We start from the raw sequence: 17,592 nt of genomic DNA on the forward strand, positions 1-17,592 counted from the left end.
TGGCCTGTAGTATTATTAGTAATTAACTCAATAAAAATAGGTTACCCATAAAAAATGCCGAACAGTCTCCTGTTCAGCATTAAGGTTGTATTGCTTCATTGATAGCGATTCTTTGCCTTATGTAGTCTTAAGCAAAGTTATTAAATCAAGTAACAACCTTCTAGGGGAAAACTAAAATTCAATACGTGCAACCAACGACATATAGCGAGCACCTTGGCGGCTAGTCACTAAACCATAGTCAGGGTTTAACTCTAGGCCGTTATCGCCATACTGAGCACGCTCTTCGTTAATATTTATCGCACTATCGCTGTTAAATAAATTATATACAGTACCTTTTAAGGTCATGTCTGAACCAAAAAAATCTGTGTAATAAGTAAGTGACATGTCTACGTTTGTTGACCAAGGCAGATTACCCTTACTGCCTCGTGGCGCAGGGTTGCCATTTTCATCGTAGTGAGATGCTTGATCGTAGTATTTACTAATACATGCATCCCACGGGCTGCCTTGCTCACAGCTATCAACGCCTTCAGGGTGAACAGAGAAATAACTCTTAGGTCGGCCAGACGTAGCGCTTGCAACAATGCCAACGGTTAACGCATCGGTAATATTATAAGCACCACTTACCTTTATTGAATGGCGATGATCGTTTGGTAAATTACCGTAGCCATGATCCATTAAATCGCCGTAGTCATAAGATGTTGTCCAACCTGGATCTGCTTGGTTGTTATCCGTTTTAACTAATCCTTCGGTATTACCATAACTATGTGACCACGTATATGATGTATTGATTCGTAAATCATCAGTTAAGTTGCCATCTAGAGTAAATTCAAGCGCGAGGTATTTTCGTTTAGCTTCTGGTAGTGCCAGTTCTTCGGCGCTCAAATTAACGTTATCTACTTGGCCATCTCCATCAAAGTCATACGACATTTGAATTGCTTCACCAGGGTTATTAAGCACATAATATGAACCTTGCCCTACGTTATCGGTGATACCCATTTCAGCAAGCTTTTTAGCAAGCACAGGACCTACATCGGTATCTTCTACACTGCGACCTAAATCACGGTAAATAGCACGTACACCCGCAGACATAGTGTCAAACACTTCTTGCTGATAACCAATTGTAAATTCATCACTGTACATTGGTTTTAAAGAAGCTGAGGCAATTAACCCTGGTTCAGTAATACCACGCTGGCGCCAGCGTCTATCACGTAACATGTCACCTCTGCTAGGTGAGCCATCAGCCAATAAAGAAGGTGATCCATTGCCTTCTAATTGATCTAATTCGAAATACTCAAACCATTCAATAGATGCAGAACCCTGGGTGATATTCATGTTCGCAGAAACAGGTTGAAAATAACGCCCAAAGGTTGCAAATACTTTTGCACTACCATCGCCACTAACATCATAAATTGCTTGTAAACGTGGCGCGATTTGATTATCTATATCAACAAAAGCGCGACCATCTGAAACAGTGTTTTCGAACTGGCTATAGCGTAAACCCATGTTAAGCACTAAATTATCAGTTGCTTGCCATGAATCATTTATATAAAAAGCTAATGAAGTGGTATCCGAATCTACTTCACGACTACGTACTCGTCTTTCGATAAAATCCCCACCTAGTGCAGCACCAGAGACATCGTTTTCACCGGCCGTTTTTACTGTCCACCAGCCTTCAGCGTCCCCAATGCCATTTTGGCCTTCAAAGAAATCAACTTTTACATTGGTGTAATCCACACCAAATTGAATTGAATGCTCATCTAAGTCCCAGCTAAAATCAATGCGAGCTTGGTCTCGAATGTACTCTTCTTCTGTTATACCGGAATTTGTATGCTGACTTAACGTAACAAAGCCATTTCTTTCATCCCATACACCTGGGTTTGGAGACGCTACCACGTTTTCAACATTTTCAGTAACACGACCAACAACGGCTGACACTGAAAAAGTATCAGTCAGATAGCCATTGTAGTTAATGCTATAAACATTACCGCCATCTTCACCCGGTGCATCAACACCTTGTTGCTCACCAACGACGTTTTCTTCCCACGCGTAAGCAAACGTTTTATCAGTCCAAGTACGTTTATTGTTCATTGTTGAAAAACCTACTGAGTGGTTTTCATTAATAAACCAATCAACTTTTGTAAACCAGCGGTCTTCATCACGCTCAAAATCAGAAAATGTGCTTTGCCCAGCGCTGTTCGACTCTTCTCTTCGTGGAGCAAATAGACCATAGAAGAAAAGCGTATCTTCAATAAGTGCACCGCTCGCCCATAACTGTACTTCTTTAAAATCGTAACTGCTCTGTTTCGTATTGGTATTGATGGTGCCGCTATCTTGGAATATTGAATCATGCTGACTACGAAGACTATCAGGATCCCAGCGTACCTCTGCACCAAATTTAAAATCATTATCACCCGATTTAGATACAGCGTTTACAATACCACCTAGAGCCCCACCAAACTCAGGGCTTACTCCACCCGTTTTAACTTGAGTTTGCGAAATAGCCTCCCATGGTAATCGAATCGAACCTAGCCCAGTACGAATACTTGTTACATTCAAGCCATTAAAGTAGTAACCGTTTTCAGCTGCTGACGATCCACCAAAGCTTGATGCGCCTTTAAAATTAGAACCACCTGGTGCAGCAGTGCCCGGAGCCAACAAAGCAATACTTTCAAAACCTGTATTTACCGGCATTGCTTTGAGCTCTGAACTGCTGAACGTTAAGCCAGAGGTGGAAGATGCCATATCAACACGACGAATGGCTGAACCAGTAACAGCAATACGTTCAATATCCGTTCCAGCTTTATAAAGCTGTACATCAAGTATTATTGATTGGCCAATAGTTACAGCAACATTTTCTTCAGTCATTGTTTGATAACCATCTTTTACAATAGTTACATCGTATGTACCTACAGGTACGTTTCTTAATAAGTAATCACCCTCGGCGTTACTGGTAATGGTGTAAACCAATCCCTTACTTTTATGCTTAAGTGTAATAGTTGCGCCGGTTAAATCATTCCCCGATTGGGCAACAATATGACCTTTAACAATACTGCTGCCATCAACAGCGTGTGCAGCTGGCACGATTAATAATGCTGCTGTTACCGCAGTTGCTAGCAGGGTTTTAGCACCCACGCCCCGAGTTTGTTTTTTGTTATTTGTAAACATGTAAGAGTTCCTTGGTCCTGTTGATTTTTTATTGTGAGACTAGCCTCGACATGAAAAATATACACATATTACATATTGTATACAATATGTAATATGCGTATATTTTTAGTTAAATTTAAATTACAAATTATACAGAACCTAAAACCTTTTCAATTTGTACCTAAAAACAGAGACTTGGAGTTCTGAGATTTAATACATAAAACTGAAATATTAAAAATAAATATTTATAACGATGATTAACTGCTTGAGGCGAGCTTATGTAATCTATGTTATTTGGTGTAATAGGCTCCTTAATATTTTTAAACTAGATACTTAATTAATTTTGACCTAGGTATTGCCGAAGTAAATTTTGCTGCTACAATAAACTGCACACTGTATACAATATACGAAAATAAGTGGATATAAGAGGAAGCATAATGAAAACAAATAGCAAAGACTGGCGATATACTGTTATGCCAGCTGTATTTACTTGGCTTAAAGAGTCGCAGTCCGGCGCCCTTGAAATTGATTTTGATGCAACGCAAAAATATGCAAATGATATTTTAAGCGTTAAAGGTAAAGGAGGTACTAAAATGGGAGGGCTTGTTGGCTCTGGCACACTGGGTGAGAATACCTATTTAAGTGACGAGCAGCGCCTTTCTTTACTAAAGGCTCTTTCGGTTGTAGCTAAACAACATAATGTTCCATTAATCAGTGGAGCAGCAGCTGAAACTAAAGAACAGCTTGCCAAAATTGTTACAGAACTTGCGACTGTTGGCGTTGATACCGTGATGGTAATGCCACCAAAAACCACATACACACCTTCTGATGAAGAAATGTATGCATACTATGCCCTTTCTGCAAAAGCTGCAAAAGAGGTAGGCATAACAATAATGCCCTATAACAATCCTGATGCAGCCGGCTACCATGCGCTCTCAACTGATCTTCTAACGAAGCTTGCTGCTTTACCTGAAGTTACCGCGCTTAAAATTTCAACGATAGACGTGTCAGTTATTGAAACAATGATGCTAATGAACAAAGACTTAAAAGTACTAGCTGGTGTAGACACCGTAACCGTACATGCAGGACTCGCTGGTGCGTGCGGTGGAATTACAGGCGTTGGTTGTATATTCCCAAAAGCAAGTGTCACTATGCAGGAACATGTGAATAAAGGCGAATGGGCTGAAGCAAATAAAATTTCTCAAGCGATGAATTCTATATCTTACCTTGATGCACAACCGTTACTTTTAGAATACCTTAAGCTTGCTTTTGGCATTCATCACAATGATGTAACGGGTGGGCTTCGTACCCTTGGGAAAAAACTAACTCAACAGCAGATTGATGATGTTCAAACACGGTATATCAAGGCAAAAGAGAGACTTGAGATTCTAGGTTTAATAGACTAATTATTTAAAATTTAACAAACAAAAACTCCATTTTACGGAGTTTTTAGTACCTACCGCTTAACTGTTCTTGCGATGGTTGCATCTCACCCTATTAAATAATCTTACTTATTGAGCATTAAAGAAAAATAGAAATTTAAGGTAGAAAGTTCAGGTGTATCGTTTATGCGAATATTAGGTAAGGTTAAGCTTTACACTTCTAAGCTTTTTGCTCTACCTACCTAAATTATTTTTTAAATATTCACTTTAAAAATGCAGATAAGCTGGTTGAACCTTGAATGGTAGCCAGCTGAGCACATTATAAGAATGTGCTAGCAAAGATTTATTAAAAACTACCTTTTTTCATCTTCTATTTTAAGTAATAGTTTTTTAATGTCGTTTTTTGCGCTCAAGATATGCTTTTTCAAAAAAACACAGGCTTTTTTGGTATCTTTTACGCGGCAAAACTGTAATAAAGTGCGATGCTCTTCGGGCGCAGTAGTTAAGCCACCTGCCAGTAAAATATGCATCCGTACATAACGCTCTGAATTTTTACTATACATATCAACTAGCTCCCGAGTTTGTGGCCGTTGTGCGCGTGAATACAACTTACCATGAAAACGGCTGTTTAAATCGCCCGTTGCCAAGTGAGTATCACCTGCTTCCATGGCGCTTTCAAGCTCAGTTAAGATAAGCTCGGCATCGGTTAAATCTTGTTCTGTTAATCCCTCTATTGAGTGACTTAGCAGCTCAGCTTCAAGTAATGCCCTCAAATCAAAAATTTCATCAATTTGTGATGCTGAAAGCTCTGTGGCCGTGGCTCCTTTATGCGCTTCAAAATTAACAAGCCCTTCAGCTTCAAGCTGAAGTAGTGCCTCACGAACAGGTATTCGACTCACATTAAGTTCAGCAGCAAGTGCAGCTTGACGCAGCGGATCACCAGCTTTTATCTCACCGGTTAATATTTTTTCACGAATTGCTTCTGCGACTAGTTGGGTACGGGTTTTGTGCTCGATAGCCATGGTGATCCTTTTATATTGCATTTAGCATACATTATACCCAAGTTCACTTATATGCCAAGTTAGAATCTGCCTAAGCGTCCTTAAGAATAAGGAAAATCGGGAATATACAATTTGTATATCCCGCCCAATAATCTTATGCTTGATAACAAATTGGTCGCATAAATCGCAACATTGCATTTGTACCAACAGAAGTGCTGCGCACATCCGTTGAGCTTGGGAATGGTCCACCATGGTTCATTGAACCACACACTTCTACACCTGTTGGCATTTGATTTTTAATCAAACGGCCTACTTTATATTGCAGTGCTTCAATAACACTATCAGCTTTATTTAAATCAGCCTCAGTACCATGAACACTGGCAGTAAGCTGACCTTGAAGTTTATTTATCAATATCATGAGCTGTTGCTCACTGTCGTAGCGCACAACTAATGCCGCAGGGCCAAACACTTCTTCATGCAAAGTTGGGGTTGTTAAATAATCATCGGCATTACACGCGAAGACATGCGCATTAGCATGAAACGCTTGCTCAAGCTTACCTTTGCCCAACACGCTTAGTTGAGCAAATTGGCTGCGCTCTTCGACTTGTTGTTTAAACGTTTTAACAATCCCAGGGGTGAGCAAGGTGTCTGATGGCGCATCATTAATACACGCAGTAATGTGTGCTTCAAGTTCATCACACCCTGTTGGCACTAACCAAAGCCCAGGACTGGTACAAAATTGCCCGTTGCCCATCAGCATTGACTGGCAAAGTGACTGTGCCATCTCTTTACTCTGTTCTATGGCTTTATTAGGTAAAATAACTTGTGGATTAATACTTCCCAGCTCGCCATAAAATGGGATGGGTTCTTCACGCTTGGCAATCGTTTCTTGCAGTTTACTGGCCACATTAAATGATCCGGTAAAGCCAACCGCTTTAATTCCCGGAGCAGCAACTAATTGATGCGATATGTCATACGCCTTGCTTTGCACCATAGCAAACACCCCTAAAGGCATCGCACATTCTTTAATGGCTGCAAGCGCCGCTCGTGCCATTAACTCACCCGTACCAGGGTGCGCTGTGTGATTTTTTACAATCACTGGGCAACCTGCAGCAAGCGCTGCTGCAGTATCTCCACCCAGTGTTGAAAAGGCATAAGGAAAATTAGATGCTCCAAATACAGCAACGGGCCCTAACGGTAAATAGTTAAGCTCAGTATGTGGCTTTGGCAAAGGTGCTCTTGTGACATCTGCTTCATCCACTACTTTCAAACCCAGAGGTGACTCAGGGTTTTCACGTAATGCACTAGCAAATGCTTTAAGTTGATTTACGGTGCGCATGCGCTCCCCCTGTAAACGCGCAAGTGGTAGGTTAGTTTCTTGCTGTGTTTGTTCAATTAGCTCATCGCCAAGTACTAAAATTTGCTCTGCGATGCACGTTAAAAAATCTGCACGTTGCGCGAAACTGGTTTTACGGTACTGATAAAACGCCGATTGTGCGGCCTCTATCGCACCGTTTAATTCAGCCGTACTAAGATTAAAAAAGCGCGTTGGTAATGCTTCATTGCGCGCAGGGGAAAATGCGTGAAATTCACCATTCGCTGAATCACCGATCCACTGCCCTGCTACTAAACTTTGTCCTGTTAATGTCATGCTTTGCTCCTCATTAAATTACTTGAAACCCAAATGCATATGGGTCATCGTCATCCACGGTGATCGCGCTTGTGCCCGTCACTCTAGACCAGCCTTGTATACTTGGTAATATGGCTGATATGCCTGCTATTTCTGTTACTTGCTCAATACAACCAATAAACTGGCTCCCAATATAACTTTCGTGAATAAAATTCTGCCCTTGAGCCAACTGTCCTTTGGCAAAAAGCTGTGCCATACGTGCGCTGGTACCTGTTCCACATGGCGAACGGTCAATAGCTTTGTCGCCATAAAAAACAGCATTTGCTGCATCCGAATTGGGATTTTTAGGTGTGCCTGTCCATAAAACATGGCTAGCACCTTGAACGGTTTTATCTAGCGGGTGCGTACATTGAACTTTCGCGTTTATTGCTTCTCGGACTCTAGGGCTGTACTTTAAAATTTGCCCTGCAGTTAAATGTTCAATGCCTTTATAATTCGTCTGCGGCTCAACAATAATGTAGAAATTACCTCCATAGGCAATATCTACTTTAAGCTCACCTAGCTCAGGTATCTCAATAACTATCGAGCGGTGTGCTAAATATGCGGGTACATTATAAATTTTTACCCACTGTACTTTGCCATCAGTCATTTCATAGTTAATATGAATACGCCCAGCTGGTGTGTCTAACAGCAAAGTACCTGGCACTTTTGCATGTAATAAGCCATGCTCCAAAGCGAAGGTAACAATACCCATCGTACCGTGACCACACATAGGTAAACATCCTGATGTTTCCACGAATAATATAGCTGCATCACCATCTTCCGTGGTGGGTGGATATAAAAACCCGCCCGACATCATATCGTGACCCCTAGGCTCAAACATGAGCGCCTGGCGTATCCAATCGTGATTTTGCAAAAAATCCTGGCGCTTCTCACTCATGCTCAACCCGCTTAATTGCGGGTGACCACTGGTTATTAGCCTTACTGGGTTACCACAGGTATGGCCGTCAATACAAAAAAAGGTCCCTTTGAGCATAACTTATTCCAAATTAAATTTTGTTAAATCAAAGTGGCTTGCCGACGCTTCATTGTAAAGCGAGGTGACAGCTACTTTGATGTCTGCCGTAACCAGTTCAATAATGCCGTGAACGCCTTCGTTATTTAGTTCATCATTTACTGTTGATGCAAAATTAACGGCGTTATTTGCATTGAACTGAGTCGTTATTACTGAATAGACTCCTTGCCAATTTACTGCCATTTTTATTACCTAATTTATGTTTAGACTTGATATGATAGGTATATTGTATACAATAATCAATATGCCAATGTGGCATTTTACAAATTTATAGGTGCATGGTTCTAAACCAAAAAAGAAAGTTATGCTAAGGCACTGTAAGTAAATAACTAATAATTAATAATTAATAATTAAAGTTGTTACAGCGTTGATTATTAATGGTACACAAAACAACACAGCCCGTTTATTACAGGCTAACAACGCAAATAGTATTAAGTGGAGTAACACATTTTGGCAGAACAAAAAAAACAACAAATAGCTGTGGTTGGTGCTGGAATTATTGGCATTTGTTGTGCACTTAACCTACAACGAGCTGGCTTTTCCGTCACTTTGTATGACGAAAATGGATTGGCTCAAGGCTGTTCAAAAGGTAATGCGGGGCATTTTGCTACCGAACAAATCTTTCCACTTGCACACCCATCATTATTGAAAAAGTTACCGGGTATGTTATTCAACCCATTGGGTCCACTACGCATAGATTGGCGCTATATTTTTAAAGCGCTGCCATGGTTTTGGCTGTTTACAAAAAATATGAGAAGTAAAACCTACAGTGCAAATATAGAAGCGCTTAAAGCATTAAATAACAGAGCTATAACTGCATACGAGCACTTGCTCAATGAGTTTAATTTAGCCCACTTACTCACAAAAAAAGGAAGTTTGTTAACTTTTGAAACAACATCGCTCACACATATAAAAAAAATTTATAATAGCTTTATAGCTCAAGGTATTGCTGTTGAACTACTCAGCGCTGAAGAGGTTAAATTATTAGAGCCAACCCTATCGGCAGTAATAACACATGCTTTATTATTTAAAGATGTAGCCCACAGCGTAGATCCTTATTTTTTTTGCATTAATTTAGCTGAACAATTTAGTGCACTAGGGGGGAAGTTTTGCCAACAAAAAATATCTAAAATTAAGCAGTCTGACGGCGGGTATATACTCAGTAATAATCAACAAACATTTTTCGTTGATAAAGTTGTTGTTGCAGCAGGAGCATGGAGTAAATCGCTAATAGAGCCTTTAGGTTATAAGGTGCCATTAGATACTGAACGTGGTTACCACTGCATGCTAGCAAGTAATTATGGCTTATCTAGGCCTGTTGCGTCTGCAGAACGAAATTTTATTATGACCCCTATGATCCAAGGACTCCGTATTGCAGGCACTGTTGAATTTGCTGGCACTGAGCGAGAAATGAACGAAAAACGTGCTTTTGCATTAGTACCGCACGCAAAAGCAATGCTAAGTAATTCTTCTATTCCATCAGAACCGAGTAGCATATGGATGGGTTGTAGACCATCTTTGCCAGACTCATTACCCGTAATAAGTGAAGCACCTTACCACCCTAATTTATTTTTTGCCTTTGGCCACCAGCATCTCGGTTTAACACAAGGTGCCGTCACAGGAGAATTAATCACTAGTTTATGTTTAAGACAAGACGCAGAGATTGATCTAACACCTTATAGTATATGCCGATTTAACACCCAAGCGGCAAGTAATTCACACATACCATTTGCGCAATAAGCACATTAACTAGGAGAGTATAATGACAACCAAAGGTATTGGCATTCAAACCAAAGAACAAGCACTTGCTAGTTTGAATGATATGACTGAAGATTTAACCCCGATTCAACCACAAGAGCACCTAGAACGAATTAAAAAAGCTCAGCAATACATGCAGGCCAATGGTATTGATGCCATATATTTAAATGCAGGCACAAACCTTACTTACTTTACGGGAATGCGTTGGTATGCAAGTGAGCGTCTGGTGGGAGCAATTTTACCTGCTAATGGTAGTGTGCAATATATTGCTCCGTATTTTGAAATTGGTTCATTAAATGGCTTTAAAGTGATTGATGGTCCAATTCACGGTTGGCAAGAGCATGAAAGTCCATACGCATTATTTGTCAATATATTATCTGAAATGGGTATTGCTGCTAATGGCACAGTTGGTATTGACGAAAGCGCACAGTTCTTTATTTTTGATGGCATTAATAAAGCCCAAAATGGCTTAAAGTTAGTTAATGCACAGCCTGTTACTGCACATTGTCGCATGCATAAATCAGCCAATGAACTTGCATTAATGCAATGTGCTATGGATATGACGCTGGCGGTACATAAAGCAACTGCCAGTATGCTACATGAAGGCATCAGTACCACTGAAGTAGAAGCGTTTATAAAGCAAGCACACCAAAAAGTAGGCGCACCAGGCAATTACTTTTGCATTGTATTATTTGGTTTTGCAACTTCTTTCCCCCATGGTGTAAAAGACGCGCAAATATTAAAAAAAGGTGACATGGTATTAATTGATACTGGTTGTAAAGTGCATGATTACTTATCAGATATCACCCGCACCTACGTATTTGGTGAAGCGAGCGATCGCCAGCGCCAATTTTGGAACTATGAAAAAGCGGCACAAATTGCTGCATTTAATGAAGCAAAAATAGGCCAAACATGTGAAGCCGTAGATGCTGGAGCTCGTAATTATTTAACAGCACAAGGGTTGGGTCCTGAATACCAAACTCCTGGCTGCCCGCATCGCACTGGCCACGGCATTGGCTTAGACATTCATGAATGGCCATATTTAGTAGGCGGTGATAAAACCCCTCTTACTAAAGGTATGTGTTTTAGTAACGAACCAATGCTAGTTGTACCTGATGAATTTGGCGTGCGATTAGAAGATCACTTTTATATGACTGAATCAGGACCTAAATGGTTTACAGAACCCGCACACAGTATTGATAATCCATTTGGCTTGGCTGAGTAAGCCAGATAAACAAAAAATAAATTCGGCTATATAATATAATATTAAACAGCACAGTTGCTCAAACTGTGCTGTTATTATGCCACTTTATGCGTGTACTAATTAAGTTAAAGTTCTCTGCGGTTTGTGTCAACTAAGCCCTCGTCACCCTCTGCTATACAAGTAAATAATCGCTGTATAAACCTAAAACTCTGCATGTTTTTAACTCATATTTTAAAGGGTAAGTTAAGTATGTAAACGTTATTATTAGTTTACTTTTAAACCCAAACACCATACCATTTATTGTATACAATATACATAAATACAAGGTGACGATAATGATAAAAAGTATAATCCTTCTACTACTCGTATTTTTAACTGTAGCTTGCCAACCACAAGCAGCGACTTATATTAAAAACCCTATTAAACCAATAACACCAGCACCATTAAAAGCTGATATAGCAGTGAACGGTTACACAAGTACACTAAAGGACATAGATATTAAGTTTTTGGGTAAAGAAGTTCCCTACACTTATAGTGAGAGTAAAATTGCTAATAGCCGAGGTTATAATTGGTGGATAAGCAAGCACTTTGCACTTAAAAGTGACCTACCTGAAGAAAAAGTAAGGCTATATTTAGAGTTATTAGAGATGTCTTATCCACACTATGTTGCGTTGTTTGGGATGGAGCCACCTAATATTGAACGCCAACGGATTGCTGTGGTTTATGGTAGTAGTCGTTCAAGAGTCCGTGAAGCTATGCTTGATGATGGTTTTTTACGTGGCGTTCATAAAGCAGCTGGTGGTGAAACCATGTATTATAATCGCGCAGGTTACAACTTCCCTAGTCATAGAGAACATCATCAGCGCTACATCGTGATCCACGAAACAATGCATGCATTTCATATGGCATTAAATGGCCATTCTACATGGGCACCCAATTGGATAACAGAAGGTCTAGCTGATTCAGTTGCTCATCATGTTTATGATCCAAATCTGAAACAACTAACAGTAATGGTATTTGATCGTGCCCCAATGAACTATATAGAGATGGGCTTAAAACAGTATTACAGCGAGAACAAACCCACTATTGAACAAATTAACGATGATCCTGCACTTAAACGCGGTCTTAATTTTTTTATCATTCATTATCTTTTAAGTTCACCAGAGCGAGCACAATTTTTTGCTTACTTTTTAAAGCAGCTTAGGCTAGCTAACCCCCATAGTGAGTCAACCCTTTCAACGGCTAACTCATTACTTAAACACACTTTTAAAGATTGGCAAGCAATTGAACAAGGCTTCGCTGATTTTGTACAAAATATTAAGCCAAGTTTTCATATAGTGTCAGGACCATGGGAGCAAGATGGGGCTTCTTATTGGTTACGAAATACAGACTCAACTGATTTATCTCGTTTAGATATTAACCCACCGAGAAAACAGACCCACCCTGTCATGGATTTTCCTGGACCATTATCGAATCAGATTATAAATATTTCTAACAAAAACCAAGTGGCTGTTTTAATCGGTTTTGAACAATCACAGATACGCCGAAGCGAAGTCGGTGTTGCTTTACAAGCAAAACGTAGCAAACATAATCAACTATATAGGCAGCGTTTTATTGGGAAAGAACAAATAAATGATGATCAGTTGTTGGAATTTATAATCGTTGATGGTGAACGCTTGCATATAAATGGGCAAAATATAAATAAATTTAGTTCATTACAGCTAGGCTTAACACCTGAAATTAGGGAGGCCTTAATTAAAAATAAATCTATTGCCATCCTGCTTTCTTTAGAGGAGGCACATATAAAAATCACCTTAACTGCACTAAATAATAAATTAATAGAGCAGCAAATTATTCTGCCTATCGCTCGTGATATACTAACAATATTAAACACCAAAAAAATCAGCTTACTAAGTAGAAACAACAACCATTTACTTACCCCTTATTTATATCCTGCTAACTCATTTAGTAATACACAGCCATCTGTTGCCCAAATACCTAATCCCTGGGTGTTTAAAAATTATAATTTACTAAGCCGCTTATTCAGAACGTGCCAAATTCATGTCTTTAAACTAACAAATTGTGAGCTTGAATTAAGTAAGTTAATGGCAAAGCTAACAGATAAAAAACACCATACAACTATTAACTCTGAGTTAAACTTAAAGCTTAACGATTACATGAAGCGATTAGGTGATATTGGTTTTAGAGCGCTTTCTGGTATTGATTCAAGTATATACTTTAATAAAAGTGATGCTTTTTTAAGAGTTTACAACCCCACAGATTTTGAACTAAAGATTTCAGCTAACATTCAATTTTTAGATACTAAAGGGAATGTTATTGCAAAACAAAAAATAAGTAATGCGCTAAAACCCGGCACTCATAATCTCGATTTAACGAAAGTCCAAGGCGCTAAAAGTTTAAAGGTTGACCAAAAACTACAATGGCAGTCACTTAGCTATCAATCACATTTTCGTGAATCTCTAATGCCCTTTAATGGTGTTGGAATGAAATATAAGTACACCAAAAACAATAAAAACATAGGTGTTTTCAGCGTAACGCTTACAGGACCATATTCAGGTAAAACTGATGGTACGCTCACTCTTTCTGCTATTTCTGATTTAAAACCTTTAGTAATAAAAGAACTCAAACAAAAGGTGAAAATAGAACCTTATGAGAGCAGAACCTATCACTTTGAATTAGCTAATAACAGTGAGCTCACTCGTGCAAATATTACAGCATATTTAGATGTAGATGGTGAAAAAATAAGATTAGTAAAAAACGTAAACTTAACTAAATAAAATCATGCGTTTTAAGTTGCTCACAAAAGCAGCTTAAAATTCTCGCCAACCTGCGAAAAAATAAACCTGCTTAGTAGTAACATTTATAATCGCTACAAAGTAAGCTTTCTTACATGACATTAAGTTATTTAAATCATAGAGAAAAATGGGATTTTACGAGTAAATATAGATATATTGATTTTGGCAATCATTATGGATATGATAATGGCTATCATTTACAATTACCTTTTGGACTTCTTTGCTATGAAATTACTATTTAAACCAGCCAAAACTTTAGGTGCAAGCCTTTTACTAGCCTCGGCGTTTATGGCTCAACCAGTATTAGCTAACGGCCCTATTGGCGAGCATGTTAATCATCTTCAAGCTAACCTTAAAAGTTACGCAGAAGAAGTAGAATGGATGGTAGGCAAAGTTGATACCATGGTAAGCGACTACGATACTAAAGGCGCAAAATCTGTAAAAACTGATGATTTAATTGAATATTGGGAATCAGTTAAGTTTCACAGCGCAATAGAAACTAACTTTGTACCGGTATACGCTTCTATTTGGCAGGGTCTTTATGGCGTAAAAATGGCCATTGATAATAAGCAGCCTGCTGAGGAAGTTCGTAAACAACAAAAAGCGATGAACATAGCCTTGTGGCAAGGCCTTGGGGCTGTTAAGCTTGCTGCAAAATTCCAGCAAAAAGGCTTGTTAGACACTGTAAAAGCAACCGCTACAAAAGAAATGACACAAAGTGCCACAATTGATGAAATTAAGCACAAATTAGACCGTGTAGTAGCTAAATTTGCTGAGCGTTTACAAGACGAAGCAACTGAAATTGTTCATGACACTTACCTACACCTGTTTGAAGGCGTTGAAGGTACACTTATTGAGCAAGACGCTAACCTAGTTGAAGTGCTGGAAAAAGACTTTAACGTAACACTGCCACTAGCAATTAAAAACAGCAAAAGCGTAGATGAAGTACGCGATGTGATCAGTGATATGCAAACAAAATTAGACCGCGCTAAAACGCTTATAGAAAAAGCAGAAAAAGCCCGTAAGGATGTATTTTAAGTGAAGCGTAGGACCTTTATTCAAGGCCTAGCTGCGTTAGGGGTGGTTGGCTCATTGCCACTACCTCTTTCTCGTGCGCTAGCCGCTGATATAGCAAACCCAGTTTCTGTTGATGATTTACCAAAGCTTGAAGGTGAGTTAACCCTTTATTTAGGTCGAGGCGAAGGTGGTTTGTATGAAAACGTATTACAGGCAATCCAGAAAAAAAATCCAGACTTTAAACTCGGTATACGCCGAGGTCCTACTGCTGCTTTAGCAAATACCATTGTTGCAGAAGCTAAAGCCGGTGTTCGCCGCGCTGATTTATTTTGGGCGGTTGACTCAGGCGCTATAGGTTTGGTAACCGATGCAGGTCTTGCACAACCTATCCCAGGTGATTTATCTGCTCAGTTACAACCACAATTTAGATATAAAGAGTGGGCACCTGTAACTGGCCGTATTCGTACATTGCCATATAACACGTCGCGTTTGACCAAAGATCAAATTCCAACAAGTATTATGGAAATTGCCGACAGCGATTTAAGTATTGGTTGGGCGCCCGCCTACGCTTCTTTTCAATCGTTTGTAACCGCAATGCGAATTTTAGAAGGCGACGACAAAACTGCTAAGTGGCTTAAAAAAATTCAAAAACGTGCTAAAACATACGCTGGTGAATTAGGTGTTGTGATGGGCGTTGAACGCGGTGAAGTTGATATTGGTTTTGCAAATCACTATTACACTTTGCGTTTAAAATCAGGTAAGCCTGATGCCAAGCTAGATTTAGCATTTACACAAAATGATGCGGGCTGTTTAGTTAATGCATCGGGTGTATTAGCGCTTAACAATGATCCGCTTGCTACTAACTTTATGCGTTACTTACTAAGTAAAGAAGTACAAGGTTACTTAGCCAGTGAAGCGTACGAAATTCCGTTAGTAAATGGTATTACCCAACCTGAGGGTTTACCGTCACTTGCTAATATTTCTCCACCTAAAGTAGATTTAACACAGCTAGCTGATTTACGCCCTACTATAGATTTGATGCGAAGCAGCGGCGTATTGTAATGAAAATACCTGCCTCTTATCCAATGGCGCTGCTTGCAGCGCTTGTTGCGCTTACCCCTGTTTATGTATTAATTGTACTTGCAAGCGATGCAAGCTCAGTGTTTGACACCCACAATCTTCAAATTTTAGGAAACACGTTATCCTTAATGGGTTTAACGGTACTCGGATCTATTTTAATTGGTGTGCCACTTGCGTTTATTAGCGCGTATGTCCATTTACCATTTAAAAAGCTCTGGCTGGTTGTATTTGCAGCGCCGCTGGCAATTCCCAGTTATATTGGCGCCTTTACCCTCTATGCTGCTTTTGGCCCCGGTGGCGAAATAAACACCTTAACAGGAATAGAAACCCCATCTATGTATGGCCTAACCGGCGCTGCCATTGTAATGACGCTTTATACCTTCCCATTTGTAATGATGACAACTCGCTCATCCTTACTGAGCCTTGACGCGAGCATGGTTAACGCAGCGCGTACGCTTGGAATGTCGATGACGCAAAGTATATTTAAAGTAATATTACCGCGCGTAGTTAACGGTATTGCAGCAGGTTCTTTGTTAGTCGCGCTTTATACGTTATCAGACTTTGGCACGCCCGCAATGATGCGCCTAGATACCTTTACCCGCGTAATTTACGTTGAATACAACGCCTTTGCGTTAGGGCGTGCAGCCATGCTTTCGCTTCAACTGATGGTTATTGTTGGCTTTTTACTTTTAGTTGAATCACAAATAAAAACAGCGCCTGAGCGCAATGGTCGCCCGTTAATTTTATTTCCAAACAAATTACAGTTAAGTGCCATGTTTGTTACGTTTGCACCTGTTTTACTGCTTGCTATTGGCTTGCCTTTGGCTATATTTTCGCTTTGGTTAGCTCGTGATGGTTTTAGCTCATTTGATTTTAATATTGCGTGGAACTCTACGTATGCATCGGGTATTGCGGCAATTGTAGCTGTTATCGTTGCGATTCCCGTTGCACATGCCGCACTGAGTGGAAAAACGGGTCGTATAATGGAGCGTGTTACTTACTTTGGTTTTGGTATTCCGGGCATAGTAATGGGCACAGCGCTTGTTTACGGTGGTTTGCAGTTACCGTTTTTATATCAAACACTGGGATTGCTTATTATTGCTTATATGCTGCGATTTTTACCACTTGCTGTAGGCTCTGTTAGAACAAGCACTGAACACTTAGACCCGAGCTTAGTAAAGTCTGCGCGCGTATTAGGGGCAAGCCCACGTGAAGTATTTACTCGCATAACATTGCCTTTAACTATGCGCGGTATTATTGCCGGTGCAGCACTGGTGTTTTTAGAGTCAATGCGCGAACTAGAAGCCACGCTCCTACTTGGCCCAACAGGGTTTGAAACCCTCTCTACTTATTTATGGCGTGTATACGAAGCGGGCTATTTTGGTCGCGCCGCTATTCCTGGATTATTGTTAGTAGTGATATCTGCCTGCGGGTTAGCTATTATGATGTCTGGCGAAAAACGCAACCAGTTTGAACATTAAGGAT

12 protein-coding genes are annotated in these 17,592 nt (G+C 39.9%); 7 read left to right on the forward strand and 5 right to left on the reverse strand.

From position 1 onward, the window contains the following. Positions 1-171 precede the first annotated feature (171 nt). Positions 172-3,165 carry a TonB-dependent receptor gene (locus I6E80_RS13265; protein ID WP_197185730.1) on the reverse strand — a complete coding sequence of 998 codons (2,994 nt, stop codon included), beginning with the start codon at positions 3,163-3,165 and terminating at the stop codon, positions 172-174. Between the two features lie 416 nt (positions 3,166-3,581). Between I6E80_RS13265 and I6E80_RS13270 the strand changes: the two genes are divergently transcribed. Further along, positions 3,582-4,550: a dihydrodipicolinate synthase family protein gene (locus I6E80_RS13270; RefSeq protein ID WP_006793005.1), complete on the forward strand. Its 969-nt coding sequence runs from the start codon at positions 3,582-3,584 to the stop codon at positions 4,548-4,550. Between the two features lie 329 nt (positions 4,551-4,879). Here I6E80_RS13270 and I6E80_RS13275 read toward each other — a convergent pair whose 3' ends face one another. The 4 genes from I6E80_RS13275 to I6E80_RS13290 form a co-directional block, all read right to left on the reverse strand. Continuing rightward, positions 4,880-5,548 carry a GntR family transcriptional regulator gene (locus I6E80_RS13275; RefSeq protein ID WP_197185731.1) on the reverse strand — a complete coding sequence of 223 codons (669 nt, stop codon included), beginning with the start codon at positions 5,546-5,548 and terminating at the stop codon, positions 4,880-4,882. A gap of 133 nt (positions 5,549-5,681) precedes the next feature. Next, the gene (locus tag I6E80_RS13280; protein ID WP_182196382.1) at positions 5,682-7,178 is read right to left on the reverse strand and encodes an aldehyde dehydrogenase (NADP(+)); all 1,497 of its coding nucleotides are present in this window, start codon (positions 7,176-7,178) and stop codon (positions 5,682-5,684) included. Between the two features lie 13 nt (positions 7,179-7,191). Then, positions 7,192-8,193, reverse strand: a complete 1,002-nt coding sequence (locus tag I6E80_RS13285; RefSeq protein WP_197185732.1) for a 4-hydroxyproline epimerase — start codon at positions 8,191-8,193, stop codon at positions 7,192-7,194. A 3-nt stretch (positions 8,194-8,196) separates the two neighbouring features. Beyond that, on the reverse strand, positions 8,197-8,415 hold the full coding sequence (locus tag I6E80_RS13290; protein ID WP_197185733.1) for a hypothetical protein: 219 nt from the start codon (positions 8,413-8,415) through the stop codon (positions 8,197-8,199). A gap of 267 nt (positions 8,416-8,682) precedes the next feature. Here I6E80_RS13290 and I6E80_RS13295 point away from each other — a divergent pair, with 267 nt between their 5' ends. The 6 genes from I6E80_RS13295 to I6E80_RS13320 all read left to right on the forward strand — a co-directional run bounded on the left by I6E80_RS13295 (position 8,683) and on the right by I6E80_RS13320 (position 17,588). Further along, positions 8,683-9,972: an FAD-binding oxidoreductase gene (locus I6E80_RS13295; RefSeq protein ID WP_024599539.1), complete on the forward strand. Its 1,290-nt coding sequence runs from the start codon at positions 8,683-8,685 to the stop codon at positions 9,970-9,972. A 22-nt stretch (positions 9,973-9,994) separates the two neighbouring features. Continuing rightward, on the forward strand, positions 9,995-11,215 hold the full coding sequence (locus I6E80_RS13300) for a Xaa-Pro peptidase family protein (RefSeq protein WP_197185734.1): 1,221 nt from the start codon (positions 9,995-9,997) through the stop codon (positions 11,213-11,215). 314 nt (positions 11,216-11,529) lie between these two features. After that, positions 11,530-13,992 carry a hypothetical protein gene (locus I6E80_RS13305; RefSeq protein ID WP_197185735.1) on the forward strand — a complete coding sequence of 821 codons (2,463 nt, stop codon included), beginning with the start codon at positions 11,530-11,532 and terminating at the stop codon, positions 13,990-13,992. A gap of 243 nt (positions 13,993-14,235) precedes the next feature. Beyond that, positions 14,236-15,048: a hypothetical protein gene (locus I6E80_RS13310; protein WP_024599542.1), complete on the forward strand. Its 813-nt coding sequence runs from the start codon at positions 14,236-14,238 to the stop codon at positions 15,046-15,048. Beyond that, positions 15,049-16,089 (forward strand): extracellular solute-binding protein, encoded by a 1,041-nt coding sequence (locus I6E80_RS13315; protein ID WP_024599543.1) that lies wholly within the window; start codon positions 15,049-15,051, stop codon positions 16,087-16,089. Continuing rightward, positions 16,089-17,588 carry an iron ABC transporter permease gene (locus tag I6E80_RS13320; RefSeq protein WP_170070854.1) on the forward strand — a complete coding sequence of 500 codons (1,500 nt, stop codon included), beginning with the start codon at positions 16,089-16,091 and terminating at the stop codon, positions 17,586-17,588. The genes I6E80_RS13315 and I6E80_RS13320 overlap by 1 nt, the downstream gene beginning before the upstream one ends. Positions 17,589-17,592: the final 4 nt, after the last annotated feature.

Source organism: Pseudoalteromonas sp. NSLLW218, from assembly GCF_015864775.1.
Taxonomy (GTDB): Bacteria; Pseudomonadota; Gammaproteobacteria; order Enterobacterales; family Alteromonadaceae; genus Pseudoalteromonas.